This window comes from Marinovum algicola (assembly GCF_900109145.1).
Taxonomy (GTDB): domain Bacteria; phylum Pseudomonadota; class Alphaproteobacteria; order Rhodobacterales; family Rhodobacteraceae; genus Marinovum; species Marinovum algicola.
On sequence record NZ_FNYY01000010.1, the window covers coordinates 172,201 to 192,602 of the forward strand.

At 67.7% G+C, this 20,402-nt stretch carries 15 protein-coding genes; 5 read left to right on the forward strand and 10 right to left on the reverse strand.

What is annotated here, in order from left to right; genetic code table 11:
• Positions 1-158 precede the first annotated feature (158 nt).
• The gene (locus BMW90_RS14985) at positions 159-2,186 is read right to left on the reverse strand and encodes a protein-disulfide reductase DsbD family protein (protein WP_074837278.1); all 2,028 of its coding nucleotides are present in this window, start codon (positions 2,184-2,186) and stop codon (positions 159-161) included.
• Between the two features lie 100 nt (positions 2,187-2,286).
• Positions 2,287-5,289, reverse strand: a complete 3,003-nt coding sequence (locus BMW90_RS14990; RefSeq protein ID WP_074837279.1) for a hypothetical protein — start codon at positions 5,287-5,289, stop codon at positions 2,287-2,289.
• A 250-nt stretch (positions 5,290-5,539) separates the two neighbouring features.
• Here BMW90_RS14990 and BMW90_RS26695 point away from each other — a divergent pair, with 250 nt between their 5' ends.
• Positions 5,540-6,178: an SIMPL domain-containing protein gene (locus tag BMW90_RS26695; RefSeq protein ID WP_170850551.1), complete on the forward strand. Its 639-nt coding sequence runs from the start codon at positions 5,540-5,542 to the stop codon at positions 6,176-6,178.
• Between the two features lie 6 nt (positions 6,179-6,184).
• On the opposite strand, the gene BMW90_RS15000 is transcribed toward BMW90_RS26695, so the two are convergent.
• The 7 genes from BMW90_RS15000 to BMW90_RS15030 form a co-directional block, all read right to left on the reverse strand.
• On the reverse strand, positions 6,185-6,940 hold the full coding sequence (locus BMW90_RS15000) for an FkbM family methyltransferase (RefSeq protein WP_158499035.1): 756 nt from the start codon (positions 6,938-6,940) through the stop codon (positions 6,185-6,187).
• Between the two features lie 121 nt (positions 6,941-7,061).
• Entirely contained in the window at positions 7,062-8,354 is a 1,293-nt protein-coding gene (locus BMW90_RS15005) for an O-acetylhomoserine aminocarboxypropyltransferase/cysteine synthase family protein (protein WP_074837281.1), read from the reverse strand.
• A 228-nt stretch (positions 8,355-8,582) separates the two neighbouring features.
• The gene (locus BMW90_RS15010; protein WP_211568892.1) at positions 8,583-9,536 is read right to left on the reverse strand and encodes a homocysteine S-methyltransferase family protein; all 954 of its coding nucleotides are present in this window, start codon (positions 9,534-9,536) and stop codon (positions 8,583-8,585) included.
• 143 nt (positions 9,537-9,679) lie between these two features.
• Positions 9,680-10,681 (reverse strand): hypothetical protein, encoded by a 1,002-nt coding sequence (locus BMW90_RS15015; RefSeq protein ID WP_074837282.1) that lies wholly within the window; start codon positions 10,679-10,681, stop codon positions 9,680-9,682.
• 115 nt (positions 10,682-10,796) lie between these two features.
• On the reverse strand, positions 10,797-11,918 hold the full coding sequence (locus BMW90_RS15020; protein ID WP_074837283.1) for an amidohydrolase family protein: 1,122 nt from the start codon (positions 11,916-11,918) through the stop codon (positions 10,797-10,799).
• A 123-nt stretch (positions 11,919-12,041) separates the two neighbouring features.
• Positions 12,042-12,728 (reverse strand): DUF1045 domain-containing protein, encoded by a 687-nt coding sequence (locus BMW90_RS15025; protein ID WP_074837284.1) that lies wholly within the window; start codon positions 12,726-12,728, stop codon positions 12,042-12,044.
• A 3-nt stretch (positions 12,729-12,731) separates the two neighbouring features.
• On the reverse strand, positions 12,732-13,655 hold the full coding sequence (locus tag BMW90_RS15030; RefSeq protein ID WP_048532207.1) for a LysR family transcriptional regulator: 924 nt from the start codon (positions 13,653-13,655) through the stop codon (positions 12,732-12,734).
• Positions 13,656-13,747: 92 nt separating this feature from the next.
• Between BMW90_RS15030 and BMW90_RS15035 the strand changes: the two genes are divergently transcribed.
• On the forward strand, positions 13,748-14,719 hold the full coding sequence (locus BMW90_RS15035) for an NAD(P)-dependent alcohol dehydrogenase (RefSeq protein WP_074837285.1): 972 nt from the start codon (positions 13,748-13,750) through the stop codon (positions 14,717-14,719).
• Between the two features lie 51 nt (positions 14,720-14,770).
• On the opposite strand, the gene BMW90_RS15040 is transcribed toward BMW90_RS15035, so the two are convergent.
• Positions 14,771-15,784, reverse strand: a complete 1,014-nt coding sequence (locus BMW90_RS15040) for a LacI family DNA-binding transcriptional regulator (protein ID WP_074837286.1) — start codon at positions 15,782-15,784, stop codon at positions 14,771-14,773.
• Positions 15,785-15,940: 156 nt separating this feature from the next.
• On the opposite strand from BMW90_RS15040, the gene iolG reads away from it, so the two are divergent.
• The 3 genes from iolG to iolD form a co-directional block, all read left to right on the forward strand.
• Positions 15,941-16,936, forward strand: a complete 996-nt coding sequence (gene iolG / locus BMW90_RS15045; RefSeq protein WP_074837297.1) for an inositol 2-dehydrogenase — start codon at positions 15,941-15,943, stop codon at positions 16,934-16,936.
• On the forward strand, positions 16,929-18,911 hold the full coding sequence (locus BMW90_RS15050; protein ID WP_083416065.1) for a bifunctional 5-dehydro-2-deoxygluconokinase/5-dehydro-2-deoxyphosphogluconate aldolase: 1,983 nt from the start codon (positions 16,929-16,931) through the stop codon (positions 18,909-18,911). Before iolG ends, BMW90_RS15050 begins: the two co-directional genes overlap by 8 nt.
• On the forward strand, positions 18,908-20,402 hold a 1,495-nt coding region (gene iolD, locus BMW90_RS15055; RefSeq protein ID WP_074837288.1), incomplete at its 3' end, for a 3D-(3,5/4)-trihydroxycyclohexane-1,2-dione acylhydrolase (decyclizing). The genes BMW90_RS15050 and iolD, both read left to right, overlap by 4 nt.

Genomic DNA, 20,402 nt, shown 5'->3' on the forward strand with positions numbered 1-20,402 from the left:
TGGTCTTGCAGGTCCATCGGGCGGTCGAGGAGGCTCTGGTGGGGGGCGCCGGGCCGGCAGAAACCGGCGGACAAGCGGCGCGGCCGGCGTCGGAGCGCGGGGCCAGCCCCGCGCGCTCCCCGTGGTATTTTCGGCAAGAGGAAGGCCCGGGCCGGGCGTCAGCCGCCGGCCTGTTCGATCGCCTCGAAGATCGCTGCTTCGCTGAGGATCTCGGGCAGCGGGATGCCGTTGGGCGCGGCCGGGCCGTAGACTGCGTTGAACGGGATGCCGAAGCGGCCGAAGCTTTCCAGATAGGCCGAGATCGCCGGGTCAGGGCGGGTCCAGTCGGCCTGCATCGGCAGGATGTCTTCGGTCGCAAGTGCCTGCGACACCGGGCCCCGGTCGAGCACCAGCGCTTTGTTGGCCTTGCAGGTCAGGCACCAGTCGGCGGTGACATCGACAAAGACGATCTTGCCGGCGTCCACATGTTCGGCCAGGCGCGTGGCGTCGAAGCTGACCCAGTTGGTGGCGCTCTGGGCGGCCGCGGCCGGGGCGGGATCGCGCAGGGCGGGCAGGGCGACGGTGAGCGCCGCTAGCGCCGCCACGGTGAGCACGCGGCCGGGCAGGCGGCGGAAGGCAAGCGCCACGAGGATCAGCGCCATCAGCGTCGCGGTCAGCGCCGCGGCGGTGAGCCCGGCGACGCCGGTCAGGACAAAGAAAAGCCAGGCGGCGGTCAGTGCCAGAAGGCCCCCCATCACCAGCTTGAGCGCCAGCATCCAGCGGCCGGGCTTCGGCAGCAGCGCCACCACGCCCGGAAACGCCGCGACAGCGAGATAGGGCAGCGCGAGACCGAAGCCCAGCGCGGTGAAGATCACCGCAATCTCGCGGCCGCCGCCGGACATGGCATAGGCCACCGCGGTGCCGAGAAAGGGCGCCGAGCAGGGCGTGGCCAGGACCGCGGCAAAGGCGCCGGTGGTGAAATCGCCCAGCCGCCCGCTGCCGCCGGCGACCGAGAGCCGGGTTTGCAGCGCGGCGGGCAGGGACAGTTCGAACAGGCCGAAGAGGTTGGCGGCGAAGAGCACCAGGATCACGATCATCGTCGAGAGGAACACCGGGCTCTGGAATTGCAGGCCCCAGCCCACCGCGTGGCCCATGGTTTGCAGCCCCCAGGTGACCGCCGCCAGCGCCCAGAAGAAGGTCAGGACGCCCGCCGCCGAGAGCAGGAAGCCGGCCCGCACCCGGGCGCGGCCCTGGTCGGATTTGCGCACCGCCGCGGCGAGCTTGATCGACAGCACCGGCAGCACGCAGGGCATGACATTGAGGATCAGCCCGCCGAGGACCGCGATCAGCGCCATGGCCACCAGGCCCCGCCCGGGCGACGGCGCCGGCGGTGTGCTGCCGCCCAGCTCTGCCGAAATGGTGCCGGCATAGCTGCCGTCGGTCACCGTCAGGCGCAGCGCTTCGGGTGCGCCGTCCAGCGGATAGAGCAGCGGCACCTCGGCCCAGAGCCGGGTGCGGTCGCTGTCGAGGCGCAGATCGGGCTTGCCGAAGATCGCCTCGTCCAGTTCGGGAAAGACATCGGGCGTGCGAAAGCCGTTTGCATGGCGCACCGCGAAGGTCAGCGCCGTGTCGGAGAGATGTGCGGCTTCGATCTCGAGGCCCGAGGCCGCCTCTTCTTCCGGCACCCGCGCCAGGGCGTCGGCTAGGGTTTCGGCGGCGGCGGTGTCGATGCCGGTGCCCTGCGGCAGATCGAGCGTGAGGGTGAAATCCTCGGGGATGCAGATGTCCTTGCAGACCAGAAGCCGCACCTGGGTGGCCAGGCGGGCCGGCTGGCCCGGGGTCTCGAGCGCCACCTGGATCGGAAAGGTCACCGCATCGCCATAGCCGAAGTTCTCGATGTCGAAGGCGGTGAAGCGGGTCGGCGCCGGAAACAGCAGCTCGGTCGAAGCGAGATTGTCGGAAGCGCCCCAGTCGAGCTCCGGCGGCAGTCCGACTTCGCCGGGGCTGCGCCAATAGGTCTTCCAGCCGTCCGCCATTTCGAGCACCAGCCCGGCCGAGAGCGTGCCGGCCTCGGGCGCGACGCCATCTTCGGCGGTGATCAGCCGGGCGGTGAGGGCGGTCGAGCTGTAGGTGTCTGACGTGGCTGCCGCAGCCGCCGTGGGCAAGGCGAGGCTCAGCATTGTCCAGAGGACGGGGGCGAGGCGCATGGGATCTCCTTTGATGAGAGATGTTAGCCGATCTCGCGCCGGTATGCGCCATCCGCCCGATCACGTCGAGGGGGGCAGAAGGTCACTTTGGCGCGAGGCTTCAGCCCCGCGGCATGCGCAGGACGATGTTGCGGCCGCTCTTGACGTAGCTGAGCTGGCCATCGCCGATCGCCGAGACCCGGCCGCCATCGATCCGGTCGCCGACCTTGACCTTCTGGTAGCGGCCATTGGCAAGACGCACCAGCGCCCGGCGGCTGGCCGGTTTGCCATAGACACCGATCAGGTTGACCTTGTGCAGGTTGATGGCGTTCTTTTCGGTCGCAGCCGAGGTCACCGAGGCGCGCGAGGGAATGCTGGGCTGGACGGTGCGCGGCTGAACGGCGGCGGCCTGTTGCACCTCCTCCGCCTCGGTCGAGCGCTGCGCGCGGGTGACCAGGGCGGCGATGTTCGACGGCCGGCGCTGTGGCTGCGGCGAAGCGGCTACCGCCAGGGCGCTGGCCTCGATGTCCTCTTCGGCCGCGATCTTCTCGGCTTCCTGCTCGGGCCGGGGGCGCGGGCGCTTCTGGCGCAGCTCTTCCAGGCTGACGCCGCCCAGGTTGGCGCGCTCGTTCTGTTCGATCAGATCGCCGGGGCGGCCGCGTGGTTTGAGGCCGGAGAGCGTTTCATCCACCGCGGCCGCGACGTTGAGCCGCGGCGCTGATTCAGGTGCGTCCGCCTCGGGATCGGCCTCGGTTGTGGCGGTCTCTGCGTCGGGCTCTGCGCCGGTGGCGGCCTCGGGGCTGGCCGGCAGGGCGGTCTCGACCGGGGTGCCGGTGCCGGGGCGCTGCGGCGGCTTCAGCGGCGGCGGGCCCTGTACCAGAAGGAAGCCGGCCGGGTGGCGCACCCCTTCGGGGGTGGGCCGGATCAGCCCGTTGTCATCGAAGGTCAGCCCGGCATCGGCGGGATAGGGGTTCACCTGCGAGGGCGGCAGGACGTCGGTCTGCGCCTCGCGGCTGGTGGGGATGGCCACGGCGTCGCCCACCGCGACCGAGGGGTCGATCGAGGCGACATAGACATCGCCCAGAAGGCTCTGGGCGGGCTCATCCGGGGGCAGGGGCGCGCGCTGCCAGATGCCGGTCGCCGCATAGCGCGCTTCGGCCTGCTCCGGGCTCAGCGCTTCGGCTTCGAAAGGCACCGAGAGCCCGTCGACCTGATCCTCGACCAGATCGCGGCTCAGCGCCGGCAGGCCGGCATTCAGAGCTGCGACATTGATGGCGGCCGGATCTTCCGGGTTGATCCGATCGCCGGTTTCGGGCAGGGCAAGCGCGGTTTCGGGCACCGGCTCGACTCGGATCGCGGCCGGCGCATCCGGCGGCGTTGCGGCCTGGGCCGCCGCGCTGTCTTGCGGCAGGTTTTCGGGGGCGGCGGCCGCGGCGACCTGGGTGTCGGGGCTGCGGCGGAAAAAGCCGGCGAGCCCCTCGTCGAGGAAGATCGAGGCCATGGCGGCCACGGCGAGCATGACAAGCAGCAGCGCGGCGGTCAGGAACAGCCCGAGGAACCGCGGCTTGCCGCCCACCTTTTGCTGGCCGCGCGCGCCAAAGACGGTCATCCGCTCGCTCTCGTCCATCACAGCGCTGCCTGGGCCGGCGGCGGCGGGCCGCTTGCCCTTGCCAAAGGCCGGCTTGCGGATATCGGCCGCCGGGTCGACGGGTTTCAGCGGCTTGCGGCGGCTGGCAAAGCCGACGGATGGTCCGGAAGCCTCGGGCGCGGCCGTGCTTGCGGCGACGGCCAGGGCGGCGGTGGAGCTGGCGGGTTTGCCCTTGTCCGGGCCGGCTGGGTCGGGCTGGGCCTTGGGCCGCATCGAGAACGAGGCGCGGGCCTTGGCGGCAAGTTCCTCGGTTGCATCCTGCGGCTTGGGCGCCGTGCTGGGGCCGGTCGGGGCGGCGGACCGGGCGCTGATCTGTTTCGCCGGGCGCGGGGCCGGGGCATCGCGATGGGCGCGGATGCTGGCAAAACTGGGCGCGGCGGCGCTGTCGCTGGCAGCAGGCGCCTTGGGGGCGGCCGGTTTCGCCTTGGGCGGGGCGGATTTCGGCTTGGCGGTCGGCGCGGGGCGGGGCGCCGGGGCCGGCTTCGCTGCGGCGGGAGCTTCGGGCGGGACCGCCGGTGCCGGTTTCGGTGCGGCCGGTTTCGCCTTTGGCTTGGTGGCCTTGGGTTTCGGCTTGTCTGCTTCCGGTTTCGCCTTCGGCTTCTCGACGACAGGTTTCGCCTTTGGCGCGGCCGCCTCCGGTTTCGGCTCGGTGACCGGGGCAGGGGCTTTCGCGGAAGTTGTTGCCGGCGTTTTCGCCGAGTTCGGCTTGGGCGTGGCCACCGCATCCGCAGCGGGCGTCGGCGCGGCCATCGGCTCCGGTGCGGGCTCGACTTTGGCCGCGGGCTTGGCGCCCGGTTCGGCTTTTGCCGCAGGCGCGGGCTTGTCTTGCGGTGCGGAGCCTTTCGCGACGGCCGGTTCCGGTTCGGCGGCGGATTTGGCCTCCGGTTCGGCCAAGGGCTCCGGTTTCGGCGGCGTCGGGCGGGCAATCACGGTGATCGGCGCCGCGTCGCCTTCGACCGTCACGCCCGGGGCGAGCGAGGTCAGCGCGGTTTCGGTCGGGCCAAAGAACGGCTCGCGGCCAAAGCCGGCGCCGCTGGCCACCGCCGATACAAATCCCAGCGGGTGAAACCCGTGCGAGGTGGCAAAGCTCTCGGCCTCTTCCAGCGTTTCGCGGGCCACGGCGGCAATATGCAGCTTTCCGTCGCCGGCCTCGTAATCATAAACCAGATCGTCGATCGCATAGGGCGTGGCGCCATCCAGGGCCGATTCGACCGAGGCCACCGGCGAAGTCCCCACTGCGCGCGCCGGAATGTCGAGAAACCGCACCTGTTCGGTCGGCAGGACAAGCTTGACCTCCGCCGGATCGCCGCCCTCTGCCAAGGCGGAATTTCGCAGGTCTGCAAGGGCTTTGGGCAGGTTTTCCGTTTCGGGCGCCACATCGCCGAGCTTGTACCAACGGCCCTCGGTGTCGCCGTCTGCACGGCGCAGAAGGGCGATCCCGTCAAAGGACAGCAACAGTGCAAAATCTGGTTTCATTCGTTCGGCTTTCGCACTCCTTCGCGGGTCGCACAAGTCACGACCGCCTCACCTCGAATTTAGGGCAGCTTCCCGCCGAGAAAACCCTTTGCGCCGCTCCGCCGCCGCTTCTAGATTGGCGGGCACAGGGCGGTCCGGCATCCGCCGTGATGAGTATAACACAAAGGTTCCGCCAATGTTGAGACGTTTGATTGTAAACACTTTTGTTGCCCTGATCGCAACGATTCCCGTGGCCGCGCAAGAAACGCCTGTGGCGCGGCAGATCGTTGTCACCGGCGAAGGCCAGGTGCAGGCCGCGCCCGATATGGCGACGTTGTCGATCGGCGTCGGCCACGAAGCGCCGACCGCGGCCGAGGCGATGGCAGAGGTAAGCGGCACGGTGCAGCAGATCTTCACCCGGCTGACCGAGCTGGGCGTTGCGCCGCGCGACGTGCAGACCGCCTCGCTGCGGATCGATCCGATCTGGCGCGACCGCAACCGCTCGACACCCGAAGAACCGCCGGAGATCGTGGGCTTTCGGGCGCAGAATGACATCACCGTCCGTCTGCGCGACATGGCGCGGCTCGGCGAGGTGATCGGCCTGCTGGTCGAAGACGGGGCCAATCGGCTCTCGGGCGTCAGCTTCGGCGCCCAGAGCCCCGATTTGCACATGACCGAGGCGCGCCGGCTGGCGGTTGTCGACGCGCAGGCCCGCGCGGCGCTTTATGCCAAGACCGCCGGGGTCGAGTTGGGCCCGGTGATCGAGATCGTCGAGCCGGGCAACTCGGGCGGTCCCGGCCCGATGTTTGCCCGCGCCGAGTCGATGTCGGTGGTCGGGGATGTGCCGGTGGCCGGCGGCGAACTGACCTTTTCCGCGCAGGTGCGGATGACCTTTGCGATCACCCGCTGAGGGCGATCAGCGCGCGGCGTCGGGCAGGAAAAACGCATTGCGCTCCATCTGCCCGACCATGCGATAGCCGAGGCCGGGAAAGGCCTCGGTCAGACGGGCCTCGAAGCTGCGTTGCGCCCAGGCCTTTTCGGCCTCGAGCACGAGCAGCGGCCGGCAGGTCTCGATCACCCGCCGGGCGCCCAGAAGAGCCGGCCATTCGTGACCTTCGAGATCGAGATGCAGCACCGAGACGCGGCGCGAGGCATCGACCAGATCATCGATCGGCACCACCGGCACGGCAACCGTCTTGCCGGCGATCTCATCCTCCACCACTCGGGCGCGCGCGGCCATCGGCTGGCCGCTGTCCGAGACGGTCTGAAGATGCAGCGTGCCCGGCGTCTCGCCCACGGCGAGCGGATGCAGCGCGGCGTTGTCGATCCGGTTGAGCCGCAGGGTGATGCGAGCGGCGGCATGGCTGAGCGGCGCGGGCTCGAAGGAATGCACCGTCGCGCCCGGCACCATCACCTGTGACAGTGCGGGCAGGAAGTCGCCGACAAAGGCGCCGCCGGTGACGACATCGCCATCGCGCACCCAGCGCCGCATCAGTTTCAGCGTTTCGGGTTCATAGACGCCGCCAGCCAGCAGCACCCGCGGCACCTCGCGGCGGGCATAGGCATCGGGCAGGCAATAGAACCCGTATTCATTGACGGCGGTGGTATAGCCGAAGTCCGGATCGGCCATGGCGGTCTCGGATCCCTTGGCGGCAATTGTCCTGTGCTGCATCCTGCTTGGCCTCGCTCGGATTTTTGCCGCCAGCATAAGGCCATTGCGGCCCAGTCCAAGACAAATCGCGCCCCGGGGTAAATCGGGGCGCGATCTGTGGCATGCGGTGGTCAGTCGCGGCTCAGGCCGAGGCGGCCTTGAGCGCCTGGTCGAGATCGGCGATAAGGTCGTCGGCGTCTTCGATCCCGATCGAGATGCGCACCACGTCGGGGCCGGCGCCCGCCGCCTCCTGCTGTGCCGGGGTGAGCTGGCGGTGGGTGGTCGAGGCCGAATGGATCACGAGGCTCCGGGTGTCGCCGAGATTGGCAACATGGCTGAACAGTTCCAGCGTATCGACGAATTTGACACAGGCGTCGTAGCCGGCCTTGAGCTTGATGGTGAAGAGGCCACCGGCGCCCTTGGGGCAGAACGCGTCCTTGCGCGCCTTGTAGGGCGAGCTGTCGAGGCCGGCATAGGTGACACCCGCCACGGCGTCGTGGCTTTCCAGCCATGCGGCGATCTTTTCGGCGTTCTGCACGTGGCGCTCCATGCGCAGCGACAGCGTCTCGATGCCCATCAGCGTGTAATGCGCCGCCTGGGGGTTCAACGTCATGCCGAGATCGCGCAGCCCGATGGCAATGCCGTGGAAGGTGAAGGCCAGCGGCCCGAAGGTCTCGTGGAACTTGAGCCCGTGATAGGCCTCTTCCGGGGCACTGAGCGACGGGAACTTGTCCGAGGCCGACCAGTCGAACTTGCCGCTGTCGACCACCACGCCGCCGGTGACGGTGCCGTTGCCGGTCAGGTATTTGGTCATCGAATGCACCACCAGCGTCGCGCCATGTTCGATCGGCTTGCAGAGGTAGGGCGTGGCCGAGGTGTTGTCGACGATCAGCGGAATGCCGGCGGCATCGGCCAGTTTCGCGGCAGCGGCGATGTCGGTGATATAGCCGCCGGGGTTGGCGATGCTTTCGCAGAACACCGCGCGGGTGTCGTCATCGATGGCGGCTTCGACGGCGTCCATGTCGTCGAAATCGACGAATTTGGCCATCCAGCCGAAGCGCTTGATGGTCTGGCTGAACTGGGTGATCGAACCGCCGTAGAGCCGGGTCGAGACCACCACGTTCTTGCCGGGCGCCATCAGCGGAAAGAGTGCCATGATCTGTGCCGCGTGCCCCGAGGAACAGCAGACTGCACCGACGCCGCCCTCGAGCGTGGCGACACGTTCCTGCAAGACCGCGACGGTGGGGTTGGTCAGGCGCGAATAGATATAGCCCACTTCCTGGAGGTTGAAGAGCGCGGCGGCATGTTCGGCATCGCGGAACACATAGGCCGTGGTTTGATAGATCGGCGTCTGCCGCGCGCCGGTCGCCGGATCGGGGCGGGCGCCGGCGTGGATTTGCAGGGTGTCGAAACCGTAGTTCGGGGCGTCGGTCATGTGGTCCTCCGTTGAAATTGCGCGGAAGGTATGCAGTGCGGGGGCGGAAGGCCAGAGGGTATGTGGCGGGAGAATGTCGAGTGTCGGGTTTGCGGGACAGAGCGTCATTTCGTGGCGTGTGCTCCTGTGTCCGCTTTGGGCGTAACGGATGAATGCACCGGTACGAACGAAACATGTTGAATTAATTGGCGCAGTCAGCCACGATTCTGGGCTATCAAGTTGAGATTTTTAGGTTGCAGCGACCCTTTCTGCAATCTTGCGGAGATGCCGCAGGTCCGTTCCACAGCAGCCGCCCAAAATGCGGACGCCAGAGTGTGACCCCTTGAGGTCGGCGAGCTGCCGACTCAACTCGTCAGGATCGCCATCATCAAGAACTTCCGCATTGTCCAACTCTTCGTGGCTTTGCCGAGATGCATTTGCGACGATGCCAGCAAGTTTGACTTCCCAGTTTCCGCCGTCAAACCCGTTTGCAATATGGTCTGGATGCGCGCAATTCACCATAATCGCCAGTGGATTCGCCGTGTCGGCAAGTTGCGTGACGGCGTCGGCCAAAGTCGTCCCATCGGCCAGCTTACCGTCTGTCTCAACAACAAAGGAGATGACAGCCGGTATGCCCAACTCTTGCGCCGCCAGCGAGATGCCGATCGCCTCTGCTGCTGACCCAAGTGTGTAGGCACTTATGACGTCAGCGCCAGCCTCCTTGGCGGCCGCAATCTGCGGGCGGTGATAGTCGGCGGCGAGCTTGGCCGATGCCATCCCCGGCGCGTAGCCATCGCCTTGAGGGCCAATCTGAACACTGACACAAATCGCTGCATCGGCGTGTTCATTCGAGACGCTGCGCACCAGAGCAACCGCATCGCGGGTCACACGCGGCAGGTCTTCGGCCGCATAGCCGACAGCTTTTGCGCGGTCAGGATTTGCCATCCAAGTTGGCGTGTCCAAAATTACGCCTGCACCGGTGTCGCGGCCGATCTGGATCAAATCCTCATAATAGTCCCGAAGCCGCTGTCGTCCGTCAGAGTTGTCGATCAAGGGGAACGCCGCAAATTCCGGCAACTCTACACCGTGATTGAAAATCAGATCGGTCTCCATGCCTGTCCACGACAGCCAAGTCCGATCACCACCTAGAATTTCCGTTTTCATCATTTTTTTGACCCCCGTCCTCTTGCCGAAGACGGTCATGGCTTCAGCTTGGAATTGGACCTCACATTAGCAACCTTAACTTCGAAATAAAGTGAAAGCTGACCTTCGTGCATTTTGCAGCATCGGTCAAAGTGGGCTCGAAGCAGTTATTGAACCCACGGCAATGCCGCACCATCCACCCCTCATCGCATCCAGAAACCTTCGCGCCTGATCTTGTTGCGGATCGCCTGTTCCTTGCGCGGCAGGTTATCGCGGTCGAACAGGTCGCGTACCTTGTGGCCGCGCCCCTGATAGATCATCCGCAGGGCGGGTTCGTATTCCTTGAGCCGTTTCTTCACCTTGTTCGGCGCGGCGACGATCTCGAGCGTGTCGACCACATGCTTGCCCTCGCGCGCAAAGAGCAGCGGCAGGAACCGGTAGTGACAGGAATGCGTGCCATCGAGCATGCCGGGGGGCAGGGTATCACGTCCGCCGCCGAGAGAATGGATCACCAACGGCAGCGCCACCTGGTCGAGCCAGGGGGTCATCGGCTGACAGACCAGCGCCGGCGGGGGATCGTCGCGGATCGCCAGGGCATAATCGAGGAACCGCGCGCCGAATTCACGGGGGCAGCGGTAGAAGAAGAAGCCGGCGTTGAAATAGAGGTAACGCTGCCAGTATTCCTCGGGCTGCGTCGGATCGAGCGAGCTTTCGAAATCGAGGCCGAACTTGTCGTAGAGCGATTTCCAGATCTCGGTATACCCCGGCCCGTATAGCTCGATCCTGGGCCATGTGCCCTCGCGCCGCAGCGAGGCGGTGGGCCGGTCGAAATCGAAACGCACTTCGGACAAAGCGCCGGTGATCAGCGTGTCGGTGTCGAAGAACACGAAAGGCTCGCCCTCGGGCAGAGCCGCCAGCGCCTCGATCTTGTTGCCATGTGGGTAGCTGTGGCCGAAATGGCGGTTCTCGAACGGCAGGAACTCGGCGCCCAGCTCGAGCAGGAAATTGCGCAGGTCGTCGTTCTTGATGCGGGGATCATGCGGCCAGAGCGGGCCGGGCTGCGGTTCGGCGATGAACAGCCGGCCGCGAAAGCCGCGGTTGGAATAGCGGAACGAGGCGGCGAAAAGCAGGGCCTCGTATTGCAGCCGTCCGGCCTGGGCCACGATCACGATATTGAACGGCCTGTCGCCTGTTGCCTGTCGCACCTGACTGCCCCCCGGAGTTGCCCATGGCTGTTTTGCCGGTGACTATAGGATGGAACCGGGCGCGCCAAAAGGCGTCATGACCGGTAAAATTCGCCGCCTTTCGGGGGCGGCCGGTTCAGCGCTCGCCGGCGGTTTCGGCCAAGGCCCGCGCGCCGATCTCGCGCCGGGCGGGCTGGGGCGCATGCAGCGGCGGGGCGAATTCGGGATTGCGATAGATCCAGCGGCCGGCCGACATGGTGGCGGCGACAGCGCCGCTGGCGCGGTGCAGCAGCACCAGGTCGGCACGCTGCCCGGGCGCCAGCCTGCCCCGGTCGCGCAGCCCCAGCACCTGCGCCGGGCGCGACGAGATCAGCGACCAGGCCCCGGCGATCGGCAGGGCACCGCTGCGGTCGAGATGCAGCGCCGCCTGCATCAGCATCTCGGGCGTGCCATCGGAAACCAGCGCATCGCACATCCCGGCGGAAATCAGGTCGCGCGGATCGGGCATGTCGGGGTGGAGGCCGGGCGATGTCACCCCGGCGGCCGGAAGCGCCACCGGATCGGACCAGGCCCGCGCCACCGAAGCCGCGCCGCTCGCCATCGGGGCGACGCAGATCTTGGCGCCCATCATCGCCAGCCGCTCGCGCGACTGGCCGTCGCGGTCGCCGTAGCTGCCCGAGCGGATGTTCATCACGTCGAAGGCATGTGCCAGGTTGCACAGGAACCGGTGCACCTCGTCGCCGCGCAGGCGCAGCGCCCCGGCGGTGGCACGCAGCCCGGGCGCCACCGGCACGGCGGCATCACTCAGGCTGTCGACAAACAGCACCGCGCTTACCCCGTAACGGTGCAACAGCTCGAGCAGCCGTGTCTCGACGTCCATCATGTGGGTGTCGCAATGCAGCAGTACCCGCAGATCGGTGCGCGACCGCAGCCGATGGCTGGCGTGGCGGTCGAGAAAGCCGGCGGCGGCATCGGGCGCGCAGGCGCCGCCCTGCCAGCCCCAGCCCTGTGCCACCCAGGCGGTCGTGATCCCCTGGGCCGCAAGCTGCCGGTCGAGCGCGGCAAGGCTGGTGGTGCCGCCGGGCCGGGCGTGGATGTCGACGATGCCGGGCAGGATGTCATAGCCGGGCAGCGCCACTTCCGGCGCCGGGCCTTCGGAAATCATGCCATCCGAAATGGTCAGCGCCCGGGCCTCGAAGCCGGTGGCACCAAGCACGCGCGCGCCGGTGATGCGCAGAGGCAAGGAAAGAACGGACATGGGCCTGCTCGTGGTTCTCGATCTGAGACCTTGGTAGCGCAGCAATGTTGCGCCGACGTGACAAACCGCTCCCGGATGTCTCACTTGGGCGTTATGTTTGTATCCATGTGTCGCGCGCGCGCCTCAGCCGGTCAGCGGCGCGCGGCGGATCAGGTGAAATCGCCCGGTCGCGACGTCGGCCCCCAGCAGCGAGAGCGCCTCGACGGCAAAGGGGGCCGGCACGAGCGGCGCAAGATGGCGGGTGAGCGCATCGGTCACCGGCGTGATCTCCTCCGGGCGCAGCGGGCCGGTCAGGGTAATGTGAAAGCGGAAATCCTCCATCACATGCGGATAGCCCCAGCGGATCAGGTTGGCCTCCTGCCGCGGGCTGAGCCGTGCCTTGCGGCGGCGGGCCAGCGCCTCGGCCGTGGGCGGGGCGCGGAAACGGTCGAATTGCTGCACGGTCGCGGCCGCCAGATCGGCAATCGCCCGGGTGTCGCCGCGCGGGACGAGCGCCAGGAAACGGCCGATCCGCGTCACCTCCAGCCCGTCGAGCCACACCGGCGCGCGGCCGGCGGCAAAGGCGTCCAGTGCACCCGTCAGTTCATCCGCCACGCAGCCGGGGGCGAGGTGAAACGGCGGTTTGAGCGTGCCATGCGCGCCGTATTTGCGGGGCCTGTCGGTGAGCGCGGCGGCCGGGCGGGGCAGCCCGGCCAGCACCGGCGGCTGACGATCCGCGCCGCGCGTCGCATCCCAGCCCAGCCAGTCGGCCAGCGCCTCGGCCAGCGCCCCTTCGGGCGGGGTGTAGTAGATCGCGTACCGGTCGAACATCGCTCACTCTTCGGGTTTCGGGCGCAGCCGGGCGCGCAGGTGCCGCTCGATCCTGTCCCAGACCAGGCGGATGCGGCGCGAGGATTTTACCTCGCGATGCGCCACCAGCCAGACCGGATAGCGGATCGGCCCGTGCCCCGGCAAGAGCCGCACCATGCCCGGGGTGGATCGGCCAAGGAAATCCGGCCCGATGCCGATCGCCACGCCTTGCCGGGCCAGCTCCCAATGCACCAGGTGGTTGTCGGCGCGGATGGCCAGCATCTCACGCGTCAGGGGGATGTCGAAATTCGCCAGCGCACCGATCATCTGTTCGGCGCTGTCCATGGCGACAAAGTCATGTCCGGCGAAATCTTCCAGCCCCTGCGGCGTGCCCCGGCGGGCCAGATAGGCCTCGGAGGCATAAAACCAGCCGGTGTCCTCGGCGATCCGCTTGGCGGTCAGCGCCGGATCTTTCGGCGCGGTGTTGCGGATCGCGATATCGGCCTCGCGGCGGCGCAGGTCGGTCACCGCATTGGTGGCGTTGATTTCGATCTCGAGCCCCGGCGCGTTCTGACGCAGTTCCGCCACCACGGCGGGCAGCAGATAGGCGGAATAGATCTCGGATGCGGTGATGCAGACCCGCCCGGCGATTTCCTGGCTCTGCCCCGAGGCGGCAAGCGAGATGCGGGTGGCGGCGGCGCCCATGGCGCGGACATGATCGACAAGCTCGATCCCGGTGGGCGTCAGCTCCAGCCCCCGACCGGTGCGTTCAAACAGCGCCACGCCCAATTCATCCTCGAGGGCGCTGACCTGACGGCCAAGCGTGGGTTGCGCCATGCCCAACGCACGGGCGGCGGCCGAAAGCGAGCCCTCCTCGGCGGTCACCAGAAACGCGCGGGCGCGGTTCCAGTCGAAGGTTATGCTGCGCCAATCCATGCGAAAATGCATATCAGCCCTGCCGGATTGGTCAATTACCCAAAGGCTCGCGCATGGCTACCTTGGCGTCAATCAGAGGATCAACCCGAGGAAGGAGGCCGGTCATGAAAGCGGCGATCTATCGGAAATATGGCGGGCCCGAGGTGGTTCGGATCGAAGACACCGCCCGGCCCGCGCCCGGGCCGGGCGAGATGCTGGTCAAGGTGGCGCATGGCAGCGTGACGACCGCCGACTGGCGGCTGCGCGCGGCGGCCTTTCCCGGCGTCCTGGCGGTTCCGGGGCGGCTGATGTTCGGGCTGCGCCGCCCGCGCCAGCCGGTGCTGGGCAGCGAGTTTTCCGGCGAGGTGGTGGCGCTGGGCGCGGGCGTGACCGAGTTCGCGCCGGGGCAGGCGGTCTTTGGCTTTGTGATGCAGGGCGCGCATGCCGAATACCTTGTGGTCAAGGCCGCTGGCGCGGTGCTGCCGGTGCCCGAGGGGCTCGATCCGGCCGAGGCGGCGGCGCTGCCGTTCGGCGGGCTCTCGGCGCTGGTGTTCCTGCGCGACTATGCAAAGCTCGCCCCGGGGCAGAAGGTGCTGGTGGTCGGGGCCTCCGGCGGGGTCGGTGCCTATGCGGTGCAGATCGCGCGGGCCCTGGGGGCAGAGGTGACCGGCGTCGCCTCCGGCGCGCATGAGGCCTTTGTGCGCGGCCTGGGGGCGGTGGGCTTCGTCGATTACCGCCGCCAGTCGCTGCGCGGGCTGGGCAGCCGGTTCGATGTGGTGATCGACACCGTGGGCGCGACGGATTTCGCCACCGCCCGGGCGGTGCTTGCGCCCAGGGGGGTCTTCGTGCCGCTGAATTTCGGGGTGCGCGAGATCGGGCAGGCGCTCTGGTCGCAGGTCTTCGGTCGGCGAAAGCTGCGCCTCGGGGTCAGCGGTGACACCAAGGCGGATCTGTGGGTACTCGCGCGCTGGGTCGAGGAGGGCCGCCTGCGCCCGGTGATCGACCGGCGGTTTCCGCTCACGGAAATCCGGGCCGCCTATGCGCTTGTCGAGGGGCGCCATCGCCAGGGCGCGATTCTGCTCGACATGGCGGCCTGAGGGCGGCCTGACTGCCGGCCTGAGGGCGGATTGCGGCTCCGGCGGGCGCTCTCAGGCGCTGTGCCGGGGCACCAGGCGACCGCCGAACTGGCACAGGCCGCTGCCGTCACTGCGGTTGAGCACCACCTCGACAAGCGCCTCGGCCATGGCGGTCATCGGCTGGCGATAGGTGGTCAGGTCATAGACCCGGTTGGCCGCCAACGGCACATCGTCAAAGCCGGTGACGGCAATGTCGTCGGGCACCCGCAGCCCCAGCGCGTGGCGCAGCGCATCCATCGCGCCGATTGCCAGCGCATCGTTCTCGCAGACGATCACATCCGGGTAGGCGCGGCGCGACGTCAGATTGCGCTCGATGGTCTCGAAGGCGCGGCGCGGGTCATAGGATCCGACGCTCAGCACCTCTGGCGTGACGTCGAAACGGCTCTGCCAATGGGCGACAAAAGTCTCCTTGCGAAAGACATGCGCCGAACGGGTGTCGGGACCGGCCAGAAACAGCGGCCGGCGATAGCCCTTGTCGATCACGTAGTCGGTGATCTCGCGCATCGCCGCGACGTCATCGACGCAGATCGAAATGGTCTCGGGATGGTCCGAGGCGCGGGCAAAGAGGATCAGTTTCTTCACCCGCCGCGCCCCCAGCGCCGCATGCAGGATCGAATCGTCGAAATTCACCCCGATCAGCACCGCCGCATCGACCCGCCGCTGGGTGGCATTGCGCAGCGCGTGCTGCGCATCCTCCGACCCCAGGGTATTGACCAGCAAGGTGTCGAGCCCGGCACTGCGCATCGCCGTGGTGAGCCGTTCGAGCATCACCAGCTTGTGCGGGTTGTTGAAATCGTCAACCAGAACCGCCACCAGGTTCGACCGCTCCGAGGCCAGGGAAGAGGCCAGCAGATCCGGCGCATAGCCCAGCTCCTCTGCCGCCGCCATCACCTTGGCGCGGGTCTTTTCCGAGATCGAGGCATTGTTCTTGAAGGCGCGGGTCACCGTCCAGCGCGACACGCCGGCGATCGCCGCCACGTCGTCTGCGGTGGGCAGGGGCCGGGAAGAAAGCTCGTCGTCCGTCATGCGTTGTGCTGGTCGCTCCTTCTGCGCCCGGCGCCGGGGCGCGCCGTAATGAGACCGGGTAGACCACGTTTTGCTCGCGCGTGCAATAAACTCTTGCACGCGCGAGCAAGCTTGACCATGTTGCGGCCAAATCAAAGGGAATCGGGGGAGATGAACATGCTGGGGGTCGGACTTCTTGGGGCAGGGCGGATCGGTTTTGTCCATGCCCGCACCATCACCCGCCATGCCGACAGCACGCTGGTTGCGGTGTCGGATTTCGTTCCTGACAATGCGGAAAGGCTGGCCGCGCAATACGGCGCCACGGCGCGCACGACAGACGAGATCCTTGCCGATGCCGAGATTGACGCGGTGCTGATCGCGACCTCGACGGACACGCACTCCGATCTGATCGAACGGGCGACGGCGGCGGGCAAGGCGGTGCTTTGCGAGAAACCGGTCGATCTTTCGTTGGAGCGGGCGCAGCGCTGTCTTGCCGCGACACGGGGCACAGGCCAGCCGGTGATGATCGGCTTCAACCGGCGGTTCGACCCCAGCTTCGGCGCGCTGAAATCCGCGCTCGACGCGGGCGAGGTGGGCAAACCCGAGTTGCTGTCGCTCACCTCCTTCGATCCGGCGCCGCCGCCGGTGTCCTACATCAAGGTCTCGGGCGGGCTGTTCCGCGACATGATGATCCATGATTTCGACATGGCGAATTTCCTGATGGGCGGGGCGCCGGTCTCGGTCTCGGCCACCGGCAGTTCGGTTGTCGACCCCGAGATCGGCGCGTCGGGCGATGTCGATACCGCCGTGGTCACGCTGAGCTATGCCGATGGCCGCATCGCGGTGATCAAGAACTCGCGCCGGGCGGTGTATGGCTATGATCAGCGGATCGAGCTTCTTGGCTCCGAAGGGCTGTTGCAGGCGCAGAATATCGCGGAAAACACCGTGGTCAAATCCACCGCGGCCGGCGTGACCGGCGCCAGGCCGGTGCTGTTCTTCCTCGAACGCTACATGCCGGCCTATGCCGCCGAATGGGAGGCCTTCGTGACCGCGATCAACTCCGGCGCGGCGATGCCGGTGACGCTGGAGGACGGGGTGGCGGCGCTGGCGATGGCCGAGGCGGCGACGCGATCCGCCAAGTCCGGCCAACCCGTGAGGCTTGCGGATGTCTGAAGTATTTGCAGCAAAAGTGGGCACAGGCTTTGCGTCCGCAAATACGTCCGGCGAACATGAGCTCGATCTGATCACCATCGGCCGGTCGTCGGTGGATCTTTACGGCGCACAGGTTGGCGGGCGGTTGGAGGATATGGGGTCCTTCGACAAGTACATTGGCGGCTCGCCGACCAATATCGCCTGCGGCACGGCACGGCTGGGGTTGCGTTCGGCCGTGATCACCGGGGTGGGGGACGAGCATATGGGCCGCTTCATCACCGAGCAGCTGGCGCGTGAGGGGGTGAGCACCGAGGGCGTCAAGGTCGACCCGGAGCGGCTGACCGCGCTGGTGCTCCTGGGCATCCGCGACCAAGAGCAGTTTCCGCTGATCTTCTACCGCGAGAATTGCGCCGACATGGGGCTGACCGAGGATGACATCGACCCCGATTTCATCCGCCGGGCGCGGGCGGTGGTGGCGACCGGCACGCATCTGTCGAACCCCAAGGTCGAGGCGGCGACGCTGAAGGCGCTGGAGATCGCGCGGGCGGCGGGGGCGAGATGCGCGCTGGACATCGATTACCGGCCCAACCTCTGGGGGGTGGCGGGCCATGGCGCGGGCGAGCGCCGCTTTGTCGAAAGCGCCGCGGTGACCGCCAAGTTGCAGGAAAGCCTGCCGCTGTTCGACCTGATTGTCGGCACCGAGGAAGAGTTCCACATCGCCGGCGGCTCGACCGACACGGTCGCGGCGCTGCGCGCGGTGCGGGCGGTCTCGGGTGCGACGCTGGTCTGCAAACGCGGCGCTTCGGGCGCGGTGGCCTTCACCGGCGCGATCCCCGACAGCCTCGATGAGGGCGAGACAGGCCCCGGTTTCCCGATCGAGGTGTTCAACGTGCTGGGCGCGGGCGATGGCTTCATGTCGGGGTTGCTGAAGGGCTGGCTCGATGGAGAGGACTGGCCCACCGCGCTCAAATACGCCAATGCCTGCGGCGCTTTCGCGGTCAGCCGCCATGGCTGTACCCCGGCCTATCCCAGCTGGGAAGAGCTGCAATTCTTCTTCGACCGGGGCCTGCAACGGCCCGACCTCAGGAACGATGCCGCGTTGGAGCAGGTGCATTGGGCGACCACCCGCTCTTCCAGATCGGGGGGCGACTGGTCGCAGGTCAAGACCTTTGCCTTCGACCACCGCCTTCAGCTCGAGGAGATGGACGGCTATACCCTGGAAAAGGGCGGCCGGTTCAAGGAACTCTGCCTTGAGGCCGCGCTGCGGGTGCAGGCCGGCCGGCCGGGCTACGGCATCCTCTGCGACAACCGCATCGGGCGCGCGGCGCTGCACCGGGCCTCCGGCAGCGGGCTGTGGATCGGGCGGCCGACGGAGCTTCCGGGCTCGCGGCCGATCGCCTTCGAGCCGGAACTGGGCGCCGATCTCGGCCAGTTCCGCGAATGGGCCCGCGAGAATGTGGTCAAGCTGCTGGTCTTCTGCCACCCCGACGACGCTGCCGACACGATGGCCGCGCAGGTCGGGCAGGTGACGCGCCTGTTCACGGCGGCGCGGCGCAACGGGCTGGAATTCCTGCTGGAACTCATCCCGTCCAAGGTCGGGCCGGTGGATGACGAGACCTCGGCCAGGCTGATCCAGCGCTTCTATGATGCCGGCGTCTTTCCCGACTGGTGGAAGCTGGAGCCGTTCAGAACCGAGGCGGCCTGGGCGAATGCGGTGGCAGCCATCACCCGCAACGATCCGCGCAGCCGCGGCATCGTGGTGCTGGGGCTCGACGCGCCGGAAGAGGCGCTGGCGGAGAGCTTTGCGCTGGCCGCGAAACAGCCGCTGGTCAAGGGCTTTGCCGTGGGGCGCACGATCTTTGGCCCGGCCGCGCGGCGCTGGCTGGCCGGCGAGATCACCGATGCCGAGGCGGTGGCCGAAATGGCCGAGAACTACAGCCGCCTGTGCACCATCTGGGACAAGGCCCGCGCCCGGGCCATGGAGGAGGCCACATGACAGCAACGATCCGACTGACCGCCGCACAGGCGATGGTGCGCTATATCGCGGCGCAGAAAAACCAGGATGGCGATCCTTTCCTTGCCGGGTGCTGGGCGATCTTCGGCCATGGCAATGTGGCCGGGCTCGGCGAGGCGCTGCATGCCGTGAAGGACAGCTTTCCCACCTGGCGCGGCCACAACGAACAGACCATGGCGCATGCCGCGATTGCCTATGCCAAGCAATCGGGGCGCAAACGGGCGATGGCGGTCACCTCCTCGATCGGTCCGGGGGCGGCCAACATGGTCACCGCCGCGGCGCTGGCGCATGTCAATCGGCTGCCCGTGCTGCTGATCCCGGGCGACGTCTTTGCCACCCGTGGCCCCGACCCGGTGCTGCAACAGATCGAGGACTTCCAGGATGGCACGGCAACCGTTAATGATGCGTTTAGGCCGCTGACGCGGTATTTTGACCGCATCACCCGCCCGGAACAGCTTCTGACGGCGCTGCCGCGGGCCTTTCGCGTCCTGACCGATCCGGCAGACTGCGGCCCGGTCTGCCTGTCTTTCTGTCAGGATGTTCAGGCCGAAGCTTTTGAATATCCCGAGAGTTTCTTTGTGCCCCGGGTCTGGCGCCCGCGTCGCATCCGCCCCGACGAGGCCGAGCTGGCCGAGGTCGCCGAGATCATCCGCGCCGCCCGCCGTCCGGTGATCGTGGCCGGCGGCGGGGTGCATTACGCCGGTGCCACCGGGGCGCTGCACGCCTTTGCCGAGGCGCACAACATCCCGGTGACCGAGACCCAGGCCGGCAAATCGGCGCTGCCCTGGGACCATGCGCTCAACCTCGGACCGGTCGGTGTCACCGGCGGCGCGGCGGCCAATACGGTCTGCGCCGAGGCCGATGTGGTGCTCGGGGTCGGCACGCGGTTCCAGGACTTCACCACCGGGTCGTGGGGGCTTTTTGCCCATCCCGGGCGGCGGCTGATCTCGCTCAATGTCGCGGCCTATGACGCGATGAAGCACGGCGCCGCGCCGTTGCTGGCGGACGCCCTGGTCGGGCTGACGGAGTTGAGCGCGGCACTCGACGGCTATACCGCGCCGGGCAAGACCGACGGGCTGAAATCCGACTGGTTCGGCAAGGTCGACCCGCTGACCGCGGCGCCTGAGGACAGCAATCAGCTGCCGACCGACATGCAGGTGATCGGCGCGGTGCAGCGCGCGGCGAACGAGGACACCGTGGTGATCTGCGCCGCCGGCACCATGCCGGGCGAGCTGCACAAGCTGTGGAAGGCCGGGCGCCCGGGCAGCTACCACATGGAATACGGCTTCACCTGCATGGGCTACGAGATCGCCGGCGCCATGGGCATCAAGATGGCGGACCCGGCGCGCGACGTGATCTGCTTTACCGGCGACGGCACCTACATGATGGCCAATTCCGAGATGGCGACGGCGGCGATGATGGGCATCGCCTTTACCGTGGTGGTGACCGACAACCGCGGCTATGGCTGCATCA